Source organism: Streptomyces tauricus (genome assembly GCF_014650955.1).
Lineage (GTDB): Bacteria > Actinomycetota > Actinomycetes > Streptomycetales > Streptomycetaceae > Streptomyces > Streptomyces tauricus.
The window spans coordinates 389,488-406,768 of the sequence record NZ_BMVY01000002.1 but is presented as its reverse complement, the minus strand read 5'-3'; the positions used below and the strand labels follow the sequence as shown (position 1 = coordinate 406,768).

Sequence of the window (17,281 nt, the reverse complement as noted above, 5' to 3'; positions counted from 1 at the left end):
GCGAGGTCGGACGGGGCGTGGGGCCGGACAGAGCGAGGCCGGACGGGCCGAGGCGAGATCGACCGAGGGCGCGCACGCGCTCACCCCGTCGCGGTCAGTCGCGGGCGCCCAGCAGCCTCTGCAGCTCGTCCGGCAGCAGCGTGTCGCAGGACTTCTTCGCCGTGTGGGTGAGGGAGTCGTTCACACAGGTGTAGTAGTCGCGGTACACGAGCTGTGCCGTGAACGTCAGCGCGACCATGGCGAGCGCCAGGGACGCCGTGACGAGGCCGCTGATCGCCGCGGTGGTCTGGGGCCTGGAGCCCTGGCCGACCGGCGCCGGGGTGTCCGGGTCAGCCGAGCGCGGCTTGGCGCGCAGGGCGCTGATCGACCAGTAGAGGGCCAGCGCGCCGAGCAGCAACGCCATGTACGGCCAGCTGAACAGGGCGAAGAAGAACGCCCACATGCCGGACAGCAGCGCGTACCGGGCGCGCCTCTGCGCCGGGTCGGTCGGGTCCCAGCGCATTCCCGCGCCCGGGCCGCCGGATCCGTCCGGACCGCCCTGGCCGCCGCCGGGGCCGCCCGAGTTGCCGGAGCCCGGCCTGTCACCGAAACGGCCGCCCTGTGCGGGGCCCGGCTGCCGGTCGCTCCACTGGCTGCCCCAGGGGGAGTTGCCGTCGTCCTGGCCGCCCCGCCCGTCCTGGCCCTGGCCGCCCGCGGGCCGCCGCGGCTGCCACGGCCGGTCGGGGGTGCCTTCCGGCGGTGGGGCGAAGGGGTTGTCGTCCGAGGGGTTCCCCGGCGCCCGGGGCGGCTCGGGCCGCTGTCCGGCGTCCGGCGTGCCGGAGCCCTGCCCGCTCTCGGGCACGTCGTCGCTCTCCCGCGGGGGAGTGGGAGAGGAGCGCCGCTCGCGCAGCAGGAGCGGAGGGCGTCGGAGACTTCGGTCCGGCATCAGGTGTGCGTCTTCCCCTTGGTGGTGTCGGGCGGTGGTGATCGGCGCTGGTGACCGGCGGGCAACTGTCCACTGTCCACAGAGTCGGCTACGCGTCCGGGTTCGCTTCCCGGACATTCGTACCTGTACCTCTCCCCGGTCAACGTCCCGTACGCACAAGGCGTTCCCCTGCGCGGGCCGTCTTCCCGGGGTGGTCCCTCCCCAGACGCTACCTTCCGGCCACGCCCCCGTCCCGTGGGGGCCGCCCGGTGTGCCGGTATCGTTGCTGGCGGTCGGCCGCTTCGTAGACTTCCCCGTATCCGGGGGCGCGAAGCATTCGTACGACCATACAAAGACACTCCCGAGAAAGGGCCCCGCCGTGGCCAAGGCCAAGCGCCTCGTCGTGCTGGTCTCCGGATCAGGTACGAATCTTCAGGCTCTCCTCGACGCGATCGCGTCGCAGGGGGTGGCGGGCTACGGAGCCGAGATCGTCGCGGTCGGCGCGGACCGCGAGAACATCGCCGGGCTGGAGCGCGCCGAGCGCGCCGGGCTGCCGACCTTCGTCCGCCGGGTGAAGGACTACGGCACCCGTGACGAGTGGGACGCGGCCCTGGCCGAGGCCACCGAGTCGTACGCACCGGATCTCGTCGTCTCGGCCGGGTTCATGAAGATCGTGGGCAAGGAGTTCCTGGCCCGCTTCGGCGGCCGGTGCGTGAACACCCACCCCGCCCTGCTGCCCAGCTTCCCGGGGGCGCACGGCGTCCGTGACGCCCTCGCCTACGGCGCGAAGGTCACCGGGTGCACCGTCCACTTCGTCGACGACGGCGTCGACACCGGCCCGATCATCGCCCAGGGCGTGGTCGAGGTCCGGAACGAGGACTACGAAGACGATGGATCCGCTCTCCATGAGCGCATCAAGGAAGTCGAGCGAAGGCTGCTCGTCGATGTCGTGGGGCGGCTCGCCCGCAACGGCTATCGCATCGAGGGACGAAAGGTAGTTATCCAGTGACCGCCGAGAGCACAGGCAGCGCAGGCAGCGCCGGCAGCACAGACACGGCCGAGAGCAGCAAGCGGGTCATCCGGCGCGCGCTCGTCAGCGTCTACGACAAGACCGGACTCGAAGAGCTCGCCCGCGGCCTGCACGCGGCGGGCGTGGAGCTGGTCTCCACCGGTTCCACCGCCGCGCGGATCGCCGCCGCCGGGGTCCCCGTCACCAAGGTCGAGGAGCTCACCGGCTTCCCCGAGTGCCTGGACGGCCGCGTCAAGACCCTGCACCCGCGCGTGCACGCGGGCATCCTCGCCGACCTGCGGCTCGAATCCCACCGGGAGCAGCTCGGCGAGCTGGGCGTCGAGCCGTTCCAGCTGGTCGTCGTGAACCTCTACCCGTTCCGGGAGACCGTCGCCTCGGGCGCCACCCCCGACGAGTGCGTCGAGCAGATCGACATCGGCGGCCCCTCGATGGTCCGCGCCGCCGCCAAGAACCACCCGTCCGTCTCCGTGGTCACCAGCCCCGAGCGGTACGCCGACGTGCTGTCCGCCGTCCGCGACGGCGGCTTCGACCTGCACGCCCGCAAGCGGCTCGCGTCGGAGGCCTTCCAGCACACCGCCGCGTACGACGTGGCCGTGGCCTCCTGGTTCGCGAGCGAGTACGCGCCCGCAGACGACTCGGGCTTCCCCGAGTTCATCGGCTCGACCTTCGAGAAGCGCAACACCCTGCGCTACGGCGAGAACCCGCACCAGGGTGCCGCCCTGTACGTGGACGCGTCGGGGGGCGGCCTGGCCGACGCCGAGCAGCTGCACGGCAAGGAGATGTCCTTCAACAACTACACGGACACGGATGCCGCGCGCCGTGCCGCGTACGACCACGACGACCCGTGCGTCGCGATCATCAAGCACGCCAACCCGTGCGGCATCGCGATCGGCGCGAACGTCGCCGAGGCGCACCGCAAGGCGCACGCCTGCGACCCGCTCTCCGCGTTCGGCGGCGTCATCGCCGTCAACCGCCCCGTCTCCAAGGAGATGGCGGAGCAGGTCGCCGAGATCTTCACCGAGGTCATCGTCGCGCCCGAGTACGAGGACGGCGCGCTGGAGGCCCTCGCCAAGAAGAAGAACATCCGCGTGCTGCGCGCCCACCAGGGTCCGGCCGCGCAGGTCGAGGTCAAGCAGATCGACGGCGGCCGGCTCCTCCAGGCCACCGACCGCCTCCAGGCCGACGGCGACGACCCGTCCTCCTGGACGCTGGCCACCGGCGACGCCCTCTCCCAGGGCGAACTGGACGAACTGGCCTTCGCCTGGCGCGCCTGCCGGGCCGTCAAGTCCAACGCGATCCTGCTCGCCAAGGACGGCGCCTCCGTCGGCGTCGGCATGGGCCAGGTCAACCGCGTCGACTCCGCCAAGCTCGCGGTCGAGCGGGCGGGCGCCGAGCGTGCGCGGGGTGCCTTCGCCGCCTCGGACGCCTTCTTCCCCTTCCCCGACGGCCTGGAGATCCTGACCGCGGCCGGGATCAAGGCCGTGGTCCAGCCCGGCGGTTCGGTCCGTGACGAACTGGTCGTCGAGGCGGCCAAGAAGGCCGGCGTCACCATGTACTTCACGGGGACCCGGCACTTCTTCCACTAGTCCACCGGGCCCGCGCCGCGTAACGGCGGCCGGACCGCACGCACCAGGGCCGTGTCCCACCCGCGAGGGGGGACACGGCCCTGGTGCGTAAGGACGCCTCTCGCGAGGGCGTGCGGTGCGGGGGTCAGCCCTTGACGACGACCGAGCTGCACACCTTGTCGGCGAACGTCTGCTTCTTGTCGTCCCACAGCGGCCACAGCCAGCCGAGATAGCAGGCGATGCTGTCGAGGAAGTGCGCGAGGCGGCGGACGAACGCCATGCCGACGCCCATCGGTTGACCGTCTATCTCCCGCAGGAGGCGGATGCCGAGGGCCTTCTTGCCGACGGTCTGGCCGGTCTTGCCCTCCTGGACCAGCATCCAGATGGCCACACCGAAGATGGCGACGATGCTGATCAGACCGAGGATCCCCGCCGCCGCCGAGTCGCTGCCCATGGCCGCCCCGATCACCGCGGGTACGTAGGCGAGCAGGAGGACGAGGCCGTCCACCAGCGTCGCGAGGAAGCGCAGGCCCCAGTGGGCGTAGGGCGGCCTGCCGCCGTACATCTGCTGCTGGGGGTCGGGGTACCCGGGGTACTGCTGGCCGGGCTGCTGCGGGTAGCCGTAACCCGCCTGCGGCGGCACACCCTGCGGCGCCTGCTGCGGGTAGCCGTATCCGGGCTGGCCCTGCGGCTGCTGGGGGTAGCCGTAGGGCTGCCCTCCTTGCGGGGGCTGCTGCCCGTACGGGTTGTTCGGGTCGCCGAAGCTCATGAAGGTTCCTCCGTCGGTGGTGCGGGGACGACGCGGCCGTACGGAGGAAAGGTCGAGCGGTTTGCGGTCTGTCCCCCCTGCACTGCCCGCGGCACTGCGCGGCTTATGGTCTAAAAGCCCGGCCTTGGTGTCCAGTCGCAGCCGGCAGGAGTTGTGCAAGTGCAACATCGCTGACCACGCCGGACACTGCCCGGACAGCCGAACCGGGGCCGGATTGGAACCTGGACCCCGTCATCCGCGAGGATGGGCACATGACCGCCCAGATTCTCGATGGCAAGGCCACCGCAGCCGCGATCAAGTCCGATCTGACCGCCCGCGTGGCGGCCCTGAAGGAGAAGGGCATCACGCCCGGACTCGGGACCGTCCTGGTCGGGGAGGACCCCGGCAGCCAGAAGTACGTCGCGGGCAAGCACCGCGACTGCGCGCAGGTCGGTATCGCCTCCATCCAGCGCGAACTGCCCGCGACCGCCACGCAGGAGGAGATCGAGGCGGTCGTCCGCGAACTCAACGAGGACCCGTCCTGCACCGGGTACATCGTCCAGCTGCCGCTCCCCAAGGGCATCGACGAGAACCGCATCCTCGAACTGATGGACCCGGACAAGGACGCGGACGGGCTCCACCCGATGAACCTCGGCCGACTCGTCCTCAACGAGCCGGCCCCGCTGCCCTGCACCCCGAACGGTGTCCTCACCCTGCTCCGGCAGTACGGAGTGGAGATCAAGGGCGCCGAGGTCGTGGTCGTCGGCCGCGGTGTGACCATCGGCCGGTCGATGCCGCTGCTGCTCACGCGGCGCTCGGAGAACGCGACGGTCACGCAGTGCCACACCGGTACGCGTGATCTGGCCGCGCATCTGCGCCAGGCCGACATCATCGTGGCCGCGGCGGGCTCCGCGCACCTGATCCGCCCCGAGGACGTGAAGCCGGGGGCGGCCGTCCTCGACGTCGGCGTCTCCCGCAACGCCGAGGGCAAGATCGTGGGCGACGTCCACCCCGGGGTGGCGGAGGTCGCCGCGTGGATCTCGCCGAACCCGGGCGGAGTGGGTCCGATGACCCGCGCCCAGCTCCTCGTCAACGTGGTCGAGGCGGCGGAACGCAGTGCCGGCTGACCGCGAGCCGGCGGCACCGGCGGAGGAGGGCGCTGTGACCTCGGCGGAGAGCGAGGACCGGGGCGCGGGCGACGCGCCGACGCCGGCCGCGCCCGAGAACGGGGCCCCGGACCGACAGGACGCCGCACAGCGGACCACGACGCCGGACTCGGCGTCCGGCCCGGCTCCGGCTCCGGCTCCGGCTCCGGCGTCCGGAAAGGCTCCGGTGCCCGGCCCGGCTCCGGCCTCGGGGGCCGCGTCCGGCCCGGCTCAGGACTCAGAGCAGGGCTCAGCTTCCGCTTCCGGTTCGGAGGCCGCCTCGTCCGAGAGTTCCGAGAGTTCCGAGAGTTCCGAGCGTGATGAGGAGCTGACCGTTCGGGATGCCGTCAGTGCGCCCGGGCCCGACGGGGAGCCCCGGCGGGTCACGCGGCGGTTTCCGCTGTTCACCCGGGACACCGCGCGGCCCGAGGGCGGCGGCAGGGCGGCCCCCCGCGACGCGCCCGCCCCCGCACGGCAGTGGCCGATCCTCGCGGTCACCGGCCTGGTCGGGCTCGGACTGCTGCTGACCGCGCTCGACGCGTTCAAGGCGGGGACCCTGCTGATCGGCGTCGCGCTGCTCGTGGGTGCCGCCATGCGCTGGGTGCTGCCCGACGTGGGCATGCTCGCCGTCCGATCCCGGTTCACGGACCTCGTCACGTACGGCGTCCTGGGGGCGGCCATCGCGCTGCTCGCGATGATGGCGCAGCCGAATCCCTGGCTGGAGCTTCCGTTCCTGGACGACACGCTGCACTTCACGATCAGGACGTAGCCGGTAGCGCTCCGCCGCGTGCCGTGGAGGTCGGGGCGGTTTCAGGACGGCGGCGCCCGTCCACTCCCCCGAGCGCGGAGGGGCGCCGCCTGGAACAAGGGTCATGGACGTGCCAATGGCCGTTCAATACCTGTCAGCCGCCTGTGGCAGGGAGGTGACGGTTCCGGCACCTCCCGCGCGCGGGACGCGCAAAACGTGTCCCCGCCGGTACCGGTCGCCCCGGACGCCGTACGCGCCACCGGTTCCGTCGATAGCCTGGCGGACCGACCGCGGCCGTCGCCTCGTCGTGACGGCGGCGAACGGTCGACGATCCGATCTGCCCCTGGTGTGCGTGTGATCCCCCTGAAGGCGCGAGTGACGCACGAGGTCGTGCATGTGTTCCCTGTGTGTCGATATGTTGACAAGTTCGAGAATGGGTCGCGATCACTCCGTCTCGTCAGCCGGGAGGCAAGTCGGTGGGACACTGGACCGCAGACCAGGGGGCATGCGACGGTGCATGCCCACAGGCCCGAATGCTCCCGTGCGCCCCCATCCCGGGAACTGAGATCCTGACCGAACGCATCCCTGTGGGTAGCCGGCACGGGGACTCGGCGAGGGCTTCACACGCGGGAAAAGGCCAGCACGTACGGGGGGAAGAGGGGGGTACCAATGCCTCGTTGGAGGCCCTTGCCGGATGAACTCGATCCGCAGGTAAGGGAGTTCGCCAGCCAGTTGCGTCGACTGGTCGACCGCAGCGGGCTGAGTATCGCCGCCGTGGCCGACCGCACGGGATACAGCAAGACGTCCTGGGAGCGGTATCTGAACGGCCGCCTGCTCGCGCCGAAGGGCGCGATCGTGGCGTTGGCCGAGGTGACCGGGACCAATCCCGTCCATCTGACGACGATGTGGGAGCTTGCCGAGCGCGCCTGGAGCCGTTCGGAGATGCGCCACGACATGACCATGGAGGCGATACGGATCTCCCAGGCGCGCGCCGCGCTGGGAGAGTTCGGGCCGACTCCGGCCAAGGGGGGAAAGAGCGGGAAGCAGGCGCGCGCCGGGGGAAGCGCGACGGCCGCGCCCAAGCCGGGTATCGCGGGCCCTGCCGGGGTGTCACCCACCGTGCCCCCGCAGAGTCCGGCACGGAACCCGGCGCAGGACCCCGCACAGGGGGACGAGCGCAGGCCGCCGTACGGGGCCGGTGCCAATAGCGGCAGCGGCAGCGGCGGCACGGGTGCCGGTGCGAGGACCGGTGCGGATGCGCGGGGTGGCGGTTGGGGAGTCGTCGCCTCGCCTCCGGGAGCGTCCGGCTACTCGGGACCCAGGGGTGCCGGCGGTCCCGGCGCGTCCGGTGCCTCCGGCTTCGGTCCGCCGGGCGCCTACGGGGCGTCCGGTCAGGCCGGTTCGGCCGGTCACGGGGGACCCGGTGGCGGTCCGGCCGCGGGGCCTCAGGACGCGCGGCCCGGAGCCGGCGGTTCGCCCGACGGGCAGCGGCGCAAGCGGCGGCTCACCATGTTCCTCGCCGGAGTCGTGGGCGCGCTCGTGGTGATAGCCGCGGCCGTGTTCCTCACCAGCTCCGGCGGTGACGAGGGCGGGAACGAGGCCAAGCCGACCCCGAGTCCGACGGTCAGCAAGGAACTGCCGGCCGGTGTCGAGTGCAGCGGCGCGGACTGCGCGGGCAAGGACCCGGAGAACATGGGCTGCGGCGGGACGCTGGCGCAGACCGTGGAGAAGGCCGTGGTCGGCACCGCCCAGGTCGAGGTCCGGTACAGCGAGACATGCGGCGCCGCCTGGGCCCGTATCACCGCGGCCGGACCGGGGGACACGGTCCGGATATCGGCCGGTTCGGCCGCCGCGCAGACCGCCGAGGTCGAGACGGACACCGACGCCTACACCCCGATGGTCGCGGTGAAGAGCGCCACCGGGGCGAAGGCCTGCGCGACGCTCGCGTCGGGCGTGGAGGGCTGCACGAAGTAGGCGGTGCGCGTGACACCGAGTACGACCCGGACCGGCCTCCACGGGGCGCCGGTCGTACGGGCCGTACGGGCCGTACGGCTCGAACGGGCGCCCGACTCCCTTGAGTCGGGCGCCCGTTGCCGTCACGGCACCCCCCAGCACAGCCTTCGCCATGAGGGGGGAGGGAGGAATGGGCGGCGTACTTCGGGGCAAGCGGACCGTACCCCCACGGGAGTCCGGCGTTGTCTCGGCAGGACGAGCAGCTTCCGCGCTGCCGACCGGCACCCCCACCCGGCGGCCGTCGCCTCACTCTCCCGACCCGACGGCCGCCACCCCCATCGCCCACCCCACTCCCTTGCGCTGTCCAGGGGCGCGCCCTTCAGGGGCGCGGGGAACGGCGCAGTCTTTCGCCCTTCGGGGGCGCGGGGAACGGCGCAATCTTGTGCCCTGACGGGGCGCGGGGAACGGCGCAACCAGCCCCCACCACGCAACGCACCCGGACCGGACGCCCCCGCCACCCCGCCGGGCACGGCCTTGTGGGACGGGCCACATCGGACCCGGACGTCCGGGATCCCGGATGCGCGATAGCCTGACCGCTGGATCTCTCTTGACGCCGAGAGATCGATCATCGGGACCGGTGATCGATCATCGAGGCGAAAGGCCGGGATCCCGCACCCCGGGGCAGGGACGCCCCACCGTCAGCTGCCATACGGAGAACGCCATGACCCGCACTCCCGTGAACGTCACCGTCACCGGCGCGGCCGGCCAGATCGGTTACGCCCTGCTCTTCCGCATCGCCTCCGGCCAGCTGCTCGGCGCGGACGTGCCGGTCAAGCTGCGTCTGCTGGAGATCACGCCGGCGCTGAAGGCCGCCGAGGGCACCGCCATGGAGCTCGACGACTGCGCCTTCCCGCTCCTTCAGGGCATCGACATCACCGACGACCCGAACGTGGCCTTCGACGGCACGAACGTCGGTCTGCTCGTCGGCGCCCGCCCCCGTACCAAGGGCATGGAGCGCGGTGACCTCCTGGAGGCCAACGGCGGCATCTTCAAGCCCCAGGGCAAGGCCATCAACGACAACGCCGCGGACGACGTCAAGATCCTCGTCGTCGGCAACCCGGCCAACACCAACGCCCTCATCGCCCAGGCCGCCGCCCCGGACGTACCGGCGGAGCGCTTCACCGCGATGACCCGCCTGGACCACAACCGCGCGCTCACGCAGCTCGCGAAGAAGACCGGTTCGACGGTCGCGGACATCCAGCGCCTGACCATCTGGGGCAACCACTCCGCCACCCAGTACCCCGACATCTTCCACGCCACGATCGCCGGCAAGAACGCCGCCGAGACCGTGAACGACGAGAAGTGGCTGGCCGACGAGTTCATCCCGACCGTCGCCAAGCGCGGTGCGGCCATCATCGAGGCCCGTGGCGCCTCCTCCGCCGCCTCGGCCGCGAACGCCGCCATCGACCACGTCTACACCTGGGTCAACGGCACGGCGGACGGCAACTGGACCTCCATGGGCATCCCGTCCGACGGTTCGTACGGTGTCGCTGAGGGCCTCATCTCCTCCTTCCCCGTGACCACGAAGGACGGCTCGTACGAGATCGTCCAGGGCCTCGACATCAACGAGTTCTCCCGCGCCCGTATCGACGCGTCGGTGCAGGAGCTCGCGGAGGAGCGCGAGGCGGTCCGCGCCCTCGGCCTCATCTGAGACACCTTGTGAGTTCCCTCTGATCCCCGGGCGGTCGCCCGGGGATCAGTGCGTTCCGGGCGCCTTCCCGGCAGGGCCGAGCGGCTTCTCGAACCAGTACCCGGCGTGCGGGTTGTCGTCGTACGCCGGGATCTGCGTGTATCCGCCGGTCCGGTACATCGCCGCCGCCTCCTTGAGGACCTTGTGCGTGTCCAGGCGTACGGTCCGGTGTCCGCGTCCGGCCGCCGTGTGCTCCAGTTCGGCCAGCAGCCGCCGTCCCAGGCCCAGTCCGCGGGCCTCCGGGTGCACCCACAGATGCCGGATCTCGGCCGTTTCGTCGTCGAGGGCGCACAGCACCCCGCAGCCGACGGCGCGCTTCTCCTCGTACGCGACGAGGAAGACGGCGATCCGCTCGGGCGGTACGAGGTCGGTGGCGGCGTACCCCTCGGGGAAGCGTTCGTCGAGTTCGGCGGCGTAACCGGCGAGGCAGGCACGTGCGTCGGCCGACGTCGCCGGGACGGGCCGTACCGTGATCGCGGCCAGCCGCAGCAGCCGCTCGGTGGTGGCGACCGCCTCGGTCAGCTGCCGCCGCTGGGTCTCGGTCAGCCCGCGCAGCAGACCTTCGGCGAGGTCGTCCGCGCGGCGGTTCTGCTCCGCCAGTTCGGCCCGCCCGGCCGGTGTGGGCTCCGCGAGGCGCAGCCTGCTGTCCCCCGGGTGCACGGTGACCCGTACGAGCCCCTGCTTCTCCAGCGCGCGCACCATCCGGCTCAGGTACCCGGCGTCGAGCCCGAGCCGGGTCCGCAGCTCCCGCAGGGACGCGCCGGCTCCGATCTCGTACAGCAGCCGGGCCTCGCCGAGCGGGCGGTCCTGCCCGAGGTAGTGGTCGTCGAGCACACCGATCCGGCGCGTGAAGTAGCGGTTGAAGCCACGCAAGGTGGTCACGTGCGCCGCGGACACGGGCGAGGGCACAGGCTCCATAACCTTTGACTTTAGTCAAAGGTCGGCAGGAGTGTCCATGTTTCGGACGGCTTGTCAGTGACCCCGCGCACTTCGGTGACGGGGAGCGCATGACCTTCGGTGAGAAGGGCAGGTGCACCCGGCCCCCGAGAGTGACATGCGTGTGACACAGGGGCACGGAACAGGAACGGAAGGCAGCACCGAATCATGTCGGGACACCAGGCGCAGCAGACGATTCATGTGGACGGCGAGTGGCGTGCGGCCGCCTCGGGGGCCACCCGGGACATCCTCGACCCGGCGGACGCGAAGCCGTTCGCCGAGGTCTCCGAAGGCGGGGTGCCGGACACGGACGCCGCCGTCGAGGCCGCCCGGCGCGCCTTCGACCACGGAGAGTGGCCCCGTACGCCCGTCACCGAGCGGGCCGCCCTCCTGCGCCGCGTCGCCGACCTCCTCGTCCGCGACCGCGAGAAGCTCGGGCTCCTGGAGAGCCGGGACGCGGGCAAGACGCTGGAGGAGGGGCGGGTCGACATCGACTGCGTCGCCGACGCCTTCCGGTACTTCGCCGACCTCGTCGTCGGAGAGGGCGGCGGCCGGGTCGTCGACGCCGGTTCGGACGACATCCACAGCGTCGTCGTGCACGAGCCCGTCGGCGTCTGCGCGATGATCACGCCCTGGAACTACCCGCTGCTGCAGGCCAGCTGGAAGGTCGCCCCGGCCCTCGCCGCGGGGAACACCTTCGTCCTCAAGCCCAGCGAGATCACCCCGCTGACCACCGTCGCCCTCATCGAACTGCTCGTCGAGGCCGGGCTGCCCACCGGAGTGGCCAACCTCGTCACAGGCCCCGGACACAGCGTCGGCGCCCGGCTCGCCGAGCACCCCGGCGTCGACCTGGTCTCCTTCACCGGCGGACTCGCCAGCGGTACGAAGGTCGCGCAGGCCGCCGCCGTCACCGTGAAGAAGGTCGCCCTCGAACTCGGCGGCAAGAACCCCAACGTCGTCTTCGCCGACTCCTGCGCCACCGAGGAGGGCTTCGACACGGCCGTCGACCAGGCCCTGAACGCCGCGTTCATCCACAGCGGCCAGGTCTGCTCGGCGGGCTCCCGGCTGATCATCGAGGAGTCGGTACGCGACCGGTTCGTCACCGAACTGGTGCGCCGCGCCGAGCTGATCCGGCTGGGCCGCGGCACCGAGGAGGGCGTCGAGTGCGGCCCGCTCGTCTCCGCCGAACAGCGCGAGAAGACCGAGGGGTACGTGGCCGCCGCCCTGGCCGAGGGCGCGGTGCTGCGGACCGGCGGCGCCCGCCCCGACCCGTCCGACCGGCTGCCCGCCACCGGCTACTTCTACGAGCCGACCGTCCTCGACCAGTGCCACCGCGAGATGCGCGTCGTACGGGAAGAGGTCTTCGGACCCGTCCTGACCGTCGAGACCTTCCGTACGGAGGACGAGGCCGTCGCGCTCGCCAACGACACGGAGTACGGGCTCGCGGGCGGCGTCTGGACCGCAGACGCGGGGCGCGCCCGGCGGGTGGCGGGACGGCTGCGGCACGGCACCGTCTGGATCAACGACTTCCATCCCTACCTTCCGCAGGCGGAGTGGGGCGGCTTCGGCAAGAGCGGCGTCGGCCGCGAGCTGGGCCCCGCGGGCCTCGCGGAGTACCGCGAGACGAAGCACGTGTACCAGAACCTCGCGCCGAAGCCGGTCCGCTGGTTCGCGGGCTGACGCCCACCGCCCGACTGACGCCCACCGCCCGGCCGACGCCCACCGCCCGGCCGACGGGTCGCGGCTGACACCCGCGGCCCCGGCCCGGCCCCCGTCACGTCCGACTTCCCACCGCACAAGGCACCCTGGAGCGCCTCCGCATGCCCGAAAACGCACACGAGTACCAGAACGAGCACGCGCCCGAGCACACGTACGACTACGTCGTCATCGGCGGTGGTACCGCGGGGTCCGTCATCGCCTCCCGGCTCACCGAGAACCCCGATGTCACCGTCGCCGTCATCGAGGGCGGCCCCAGTGACGTGGGCCGGGACGACGTCCTGACCCTGCGCCGCTGGATGGGCCTGCTCGGCGGGGAGCTGGACTACGACTACCCGACGACCGAGCAGCCGCGCGGCAACTCGCACATCCGGCACAGCCGCGCCCAGGTCCTCGGCGGCTGCTCCTCGCACAACACCCTCATCGCGTTCAAGCCGCTGCCGTCCGACTGGGACGAGTGGGAGGCGGCGGGCGCCGAGGGCTGGGGTTCGGCGCCCATGGAGGCGTACTTCCCGCGTCTGCGCAACAACATCGTCCCGGTCGACGAGAAGGACCGGAACGCCATCGCCCGCGACTTCGTGGACGCGGCGCAATCGACGCTCGGTGTGCCGCGCGTGGAGGGCTTCAACAAGAAGCCGTTCACCGAGGGCGTCGGCTTCTTCGACCTCGCGTACCACCCGGAGACCAACAAGCGCTCCAGCGCGTCCGTCGCCTATCTGCACCCCGTGATGGACGAGCGGCCCAACCTCCACCTCTACCTGGAGACCTGGGCGCACAAGGTGGAGCTGGACGGCACCCGCGCGCGTGGGGTCCACGTGACGACGAAGGACGGCGACGAACTCCTCGTACGCGCCCGCCGCGAGGTCCTGCTGTGCGCCGGGGCCGTCGACTCGCCCCGGCTGCTGCTGCACTCCGGCATCGGGCCGCGCGAGGACCTCGAAGCGCTCGGCATACCCGTCACCCACGATCTGCCGGGTGTCGGCGAGAACCTGCTCGACCACCCCGAGTCGGTCATCGTCTGGGAGACGGACGGGCCGATTCCGGAGAATTCCGCGATGGACTCCGACGCGGGCCTCTTCGTGCGGCGGGACCCCGAACGGGCGGGCCCCGACCTGATGTTCCACTTCTACCAGATCCCGTTCACGGACAATCCGGAGCGCCTCGGCTACGAACGCCCCGAGCACGGCGTCTCGATGACCCCGAACATCCCCAAGCCGCGCAGCCGCGGCCGGTTGTACCTGACCAGCGCGGACCCGGCCGAGAAGCCCGCCCTCGACTTCCGCTACTTCACGGACGAGGACGACTACGACGGCCGCACCCTCGTCGACGGCATCCGGATCGCCCGCGAGATCGCGAAGGCCGAGCCGCTCGCGCACTGGCTCAAGCGCGAGGTGTGCCCCGGCCCCGACGTCACCGGGGACGAGGAGCTGAGCGAGTACGCGCGCAAGGTCGCCCACACGGTGTACCACCCGGCGGGCACCTGCCGGATGGGTGCGACGGACGACCGGCTCGCCGTCGTGGACCCCGAGTTGCGGATCCGCGGCCTCGACGGCATCCGGATCGCCGACGCGTCCGTGTTCCCGACCATGCCCGCCGTGAACCCGATGATCGGGGTCCTCATGGTCGGCGAGAAATGCGTGGACCTGCTGGGAGGCGGTGCGTGATGAGTACGACGATCTCCGCTCAGGAGGCCACAGCCGAGGGCACGGGTGCCCGGGGCACCGAACCCGTCTTCTCCGTGGACGGCCTGTGGAAGGTCTTCGGACCCAAGGCCGACCGGGTCCCCGCCGACCCCGAGCTGGCCGCCCTGCCGGCCGCCGAACTCCGGTCCCGTACCGGCTGTACGGCCGCCGTCCGGGACGTCAGCTTCGATGTGCGCAAGGGCGAGGTCTTCGTCGTCATGGGCCTGTCCGGCTCGGGCAAGTCCACCCTCGTGCGCTGTCTGACCCGGCTCATCGAGCCGACCGCGGGCACCATCGCCATCGACGGCGAGGACGTGCGCGCGATGGACAGGGCGCGGCTGCGCGAACTGCGCCGCCACCGCGCCGCCATGGTCTTCCAGCACTTCGGCCTGCTGCCGCACCGCTCCGTGCTCGACAACGTCGCGTACGGACTCGAAGTGCAGGGAGTGCCGAGGCGCGAGCGGCGTGCGAAGGCGCAGGAGGTCGTCGCGAAGGTCGGCCTCGAAGGCATGGAGCAGCGCAGGCCGGGTCAGCTCTCCGGCGGTCAGCAGCAGCGCGTGGGCCTCGCGCGGGCGCTGGCGGTGGATCCGGAAGTCCTGCTGTTCGATGAACCGTTCAGCGCTCTCGATCCGATGATTCGTCGAGACATGCAGGAGGAGGTGATCCGGCTGCACGAGGAGGAGGGCCGCACGATGGTGTTCATCACGCACGACCTGAACGAGGCGCTGCGCCTGGGCGACCGGATCGCCCTCATGCGCGACGGCCGCATCGTCCAACTGGGCACACCCGAGGAGATCGTGGGCTCGCCCGCCGACGACTACGTACGGGAGTTCGTCCGGGACGTGCCACGCGAGCAGGTCATGACGGTCCGCAGGGCCATGCGGGCCGCGTCGGCGCAGGAGGCGGGCGAGGGTCCGGCCCTGTCGCCGGAGGCCACGGTCTCGCAGGCCATCGAGGCGGTCGCGCGCTCGGGACAGACGGCCCGCGTGGTGGACCAGGGACGCTGCCTCGGCGTCGTGGACTCGGACGCGCTGCTGGAGGTGGTGGCGGGGACGGACACCCGCTCCGCCGGGCCGGCCCGCGAGGAGGTCGCCTGATGGCCACCTTCACCGCGCCCGCTCCCCGTACGGGCCTGCCCGGCTTCCTCGGCTTTCTCAGGCGCCCGGCGGTCCGCAAGCTCCTCCTGCTCGCCGTCGCGGCGGCCGTCCTCGTCCCGCTGGCCGACTCCCGCTGGGCGAGCGGCACCTGGCCCCACGCCCTCACCGTCGACCTCACCGAACCCCTCGGCGACGCCAGCACCTGGATCATCGACAACCGCGACAGCCACCCGCTGTTCCTCTACTTCTTCGGGCACGTCTCGAACGCGGTCGTCCTCGCCGTACGCGCCGTCTACCTCGTCCTGCTCGCCGCGGGCTGGGCGGGCGTCGCGGCCGCGGCGGCCCTGGTCGCCTGGCGGGTCGCCGGGGTGCGTCTCGCGCTCGGCACGGCCGCCGCGGTCCTGACCTGCGGGCTGCTCGGTATGTGGGTGCCCACCATGCAGACCCTCGCACTCATGGTGGTCGCGGTCCTCGCGTCCGTCGCCCTGGGCGCGCTGCTGGGCCTCGCCGCCGGACTCTCCGACCGTACGTACCGCGCACTGCGACCCGTCCTCGACACCATGCAGGTGCTCCCGGCCTTCGCGTACCTCCTGCCGGTCGTCCTCGTCTTCGGCATCGGCGTCCCGGCCGCGGTGCTCGCCACCGTCGTGTACGCGGCCCCGCCCATGGCCCGCCTCACCGCGCTCGGTCTGCGCGGCGCGGACGCCGGGGTGATGGAGGCCGTCGAGTCCCTGGGCACCACCGCACGGCAGCGGCTGTTCACGGCCCGGCTGCCACTCGCCCGCAAGGAACTCCTGCTCGGCCTCAACCAGACCATCATGATGGCCCTTTCGATGGCCGTCATCGCGTCCGTCATCGGCGCGGGCGGCCTGGGCGACCGCGTCTACCAGGCACTGGCCTCCGTCGACGTGGGCGCCGCGCTCGCCGCCGGCATCCCGATCGTGCTGCTCGCGGTCGTCCTGGACCGGGTGACGGGAGCGGCGGGAGCGGAAGGGTCGGCGGCCCCGGCGGGGGAGGGGTTCGAGGAGACCGACTCCCGCTGGACCGCCTGGGCCCGTTGGAACGGTTGGCCCGGCTGGGTCCTGGCCGCCGTCGCCGCACTGGCCGTCGCGGTCACCGGACGCCTGGCCGGCCGGCTCGACTGGCCCGAGACCTGGATCGTGCACATCGCCGAGCCGGTGAACCGCGCCGTCGACTGGATGACCGACCACCTCTACTCCGGCGTCCCCTACGTGGGCGGCACCGCCGACTGGGCGGCCCACTTCACCACCGGGGTACTGAACCCGGTGCGCGAAGGACTGCAGTGGCTGCCCTGGTGGGCGGTCCTGCTGACCGTCGCCGCGCTCGCCTGGCTGATCGGCACCTGGCGCACCGCGCTGACCGCCGTCCTAGCGATGGCCGCGATCGGAGTGCTCGGCGTGTGGCAGCCGTCCCTCGACACGCTGTCGCAGGTCCTCGCGGCGGTGGCGGTCACGCTGGTCCTCGGCTTCGGCACCGCGGTCGCGGCGGCCCGGAGCGAGCGCTGCGAACGCCTCCTGCGCCCCGTCCTGGACGTCTTCCAGACGATGCCGCAGTTCGTCTACCTCATACCCGTCGTGGCGCTCTTCGGCGTCGGCCGCGCCCCGGCGGTCGCCGCCGCGGTCGTCTACGCGCTGCCCGCCGTCGTCCGCATCACCACGCAGGGTCTGCGCAACGTGGACCCGGCGGCCATGGAGTCCTCGCGTTCCATGGGCGCGACCGGCTGGCAGCAACTCCGCCAGGTGCAACTGCCGCTGGCCCGCCCGGCCCTGCTGCTCGCCGTGAACCAGGGAGTCGTCCTCGTCCTCGCCGTCGTCATCATCGGCGGTCTGGTCGGCGGTGGCGCGCTCGGCTACGACGTCGTGTTCGGGCTCGCCCAGGGCGACCTCGCCACGGGTCTGGTGGCCGGCGCGGCGATCGTCTGCCTGGGCCTGATGCTCGACCGGGTGACACAGCCCACCCGGCGCCGCACGAAGAAGGGAGCCTGAG

At 72.1% G+C, this 17,281-nt stretch carries 13 protein-coding genes; 10 read left to right on the top strand and 3 right to left on the bottom strand.

From position 1 onward, the window contains the following. Window positions 1-94: 94 nt before the first annotated feature. Complete coding sequence (locus IE278_RS06440; RefSeq protein WP_189769619.1) at window positions 95-925, bottom strand: hypothetical protein; 831 nt, start codon at window positions 923-925, stop codon at window positions 95-97. Between the two features lie 358 nt (window positions 926-1,283). On the opposite strand from IE278_RS06440, the gene purN reads away from it, so the two are divergent. Together purN and purH are read left to right on the top strand one after the other, a co-directional pair. Beyond that, window positions 1,284-1,913, top strand: a complete 630-nt coding sequence (purN, locus tag IE278_RS06435; RefSeq protein ID WP_246570019.1) for a phosphoribosylglycinamide formyltransferase — start codon at window positions 1,284-1,286, stop codon at window positions 1,911-1,913. After that, window positions 1,910-3,520, top strand: coding sequence for a bifunctional phosphoribosylaminoimidazolecarboxamide formyltransferase/IMP cyclohydrolase (purH, locus tag IE278_RS06430; protein WP_189769617.1), 1,611 nt, complete (start codon window positions 1,910-1,912; stop codon window positions 3,518-3,520). Before purN ends, purH begins: the two co-directional genes overlap by 4 nt. Before the next feature lie 124 nt (window positions 3,521-3,644). Here the strand turns inward: purH and IE278_RS06425 are convergent, their stop codons facing one another. Further along, complete coding sequence (locus tag IE278_RS06425; protein ID WP_189769616.1) at window positions 3,645-4,268, bottom strand: RDD family protein; 624 nt, start codon at window positions 4,266-4,268, stop codon at window positions 3,645-3,647. A 251-nt stretch (window positions 4,269-4,519) separates the two neighbouring features. Here IE278_RS06425 and IE278_RS06420 point away from each other — a divergent pair, with 251 nt between their 5' ends. The 4 genes from IE278_RS06420 to IE278_RS06405 all read left to right on the top strand — a co-directional run bounded on the left by IE278_RS06420 (window position 4,520) and on the right by IE278_RS06405 (window position 9,804). Then, window positions 4,520-5,374 (top strand): bifunctional methylenetetrahydrofolate dehydrogenase/methenyltetrahydrofolate cyclohydrolase, encoded by an 855-nt coding sequence (locus IE278_RS06420; protein WP_189769614.1) that lies wholly within the window; start codon window positions 4,520-4,522, stop codon window positions 5,372-5,374. Window positions 5,375-5,579: 205 nt separating this feature from the next. After that, window positions 5,580-6,161: a DUF3017 domain-containing protein gene (locus IE278_RS06415; protein ID WP_189769877.1), complete on the top strand. Its 582-nt coding sequence runs from the start codon at window positions 5,580-5,582 to the stop codon at window positions 6,159-6,161. A 648-nt stretch (window positions 6,162-6,809) separates the two neighbouring features. Then, window positions 6,810-8,114 carry a helix-turn-helix domain-containing protein gene (locus IE278_RS06410; RefSeq protein ID WP_189769613.1) on the top strand — a complete coding sequence of 435 codons (1,305 nt, stop codon included), beginning with the start codon at window positions 6,810-6,812 and terminating at the stop codon, window positions 8,112-8,114. Between the two features lie 700 nt (window positions 8,115-8,814). Continuing rightward, entirely contained in the window at window positions 8,815-9,804 is a 990-nt protein-coding gene (locus tag IE278_RS06405; protein ID WP_189769612.1) for a malate dehydrogenase, read from the top strand. A 45-nt stretch (window positions 9,805-9,849) separates the two neighbouring features. Here the strand turns inward: IE278_RS06405 and IE278_RS06400 are convergent, their stop codons facing one another. After that, entirely contained in the window at window positions 9,850-10,761 is a 912-nt protein-coding gene (locus IE278_RS06400; RefSeq protein ID WP_189769611.1) for a MarR family winged helix-turn-helix transcriptional regulator, read from the bottom strand. A 186-nt stretch (window positions 10,762-10,947) separates the two neighbouring features. Here IE278_RS06400 and IE278_RS06395 point away from each other — a divergent pair, with 186 nt between their 5' ends. From IE278_RS06395 to IE278_RS06380, 4 genes are all read left to right on the top strand, one after another. Then, entirely contained in the window at window positions 10,948-12,459 is a 1,512-nt protein-coding gene (locus IE278_RS06395; protein WP_189769610.1) for an aldehyde dehydrogenase family protein, read from the top strand. Between the two features lie 140 nt (window positions 12,460-12,599). Next, the gene (locus IE278_RS06390) at window positions 12,600-14,159 is read left to right on the top strand and encodes a GMC family oxidoreductase (RefSeq protein ID WP_189769609.1); all 1,560 of its coding nucleotides are present in this window, start codon (window positions 12,600-12,602) and stop codon (window positions 14,157-14,159) included. After that, window positions 14,159-15,274, top strand: a complete 1,116-nt coding sequence (locus IE278_RS06385; RefSeq protein ID WP_246570016.1) for a quaternary amine ABC transporter ATP-binding protein — start codon at window positions 14,159-14,161, stop codon at window positions 15,272-15,274. The genes IE278_RS06390 and IE278_RS06385 overlap by 1 nt, the downstream gene beginning before the upstream one ends. Continuing rightward, window positions 15,274-17,280: an ABC transporter permease gene (locus tag IE278_RS06380; protein ID WP_189769607.1), complete on the top strand. Its 2,007-nt coding sequence runs from the start codon at window positions 15,274-15,276 to the stop codon at window positions 17,278-17,280. The genes IE278_RS06385 and IE278_RS06380 overlap by 1 nt, the downstream gene beginning before the upstream one ends. The last annotated feature ends 1 nt before the right edge of the window (window position 17,281 follow it).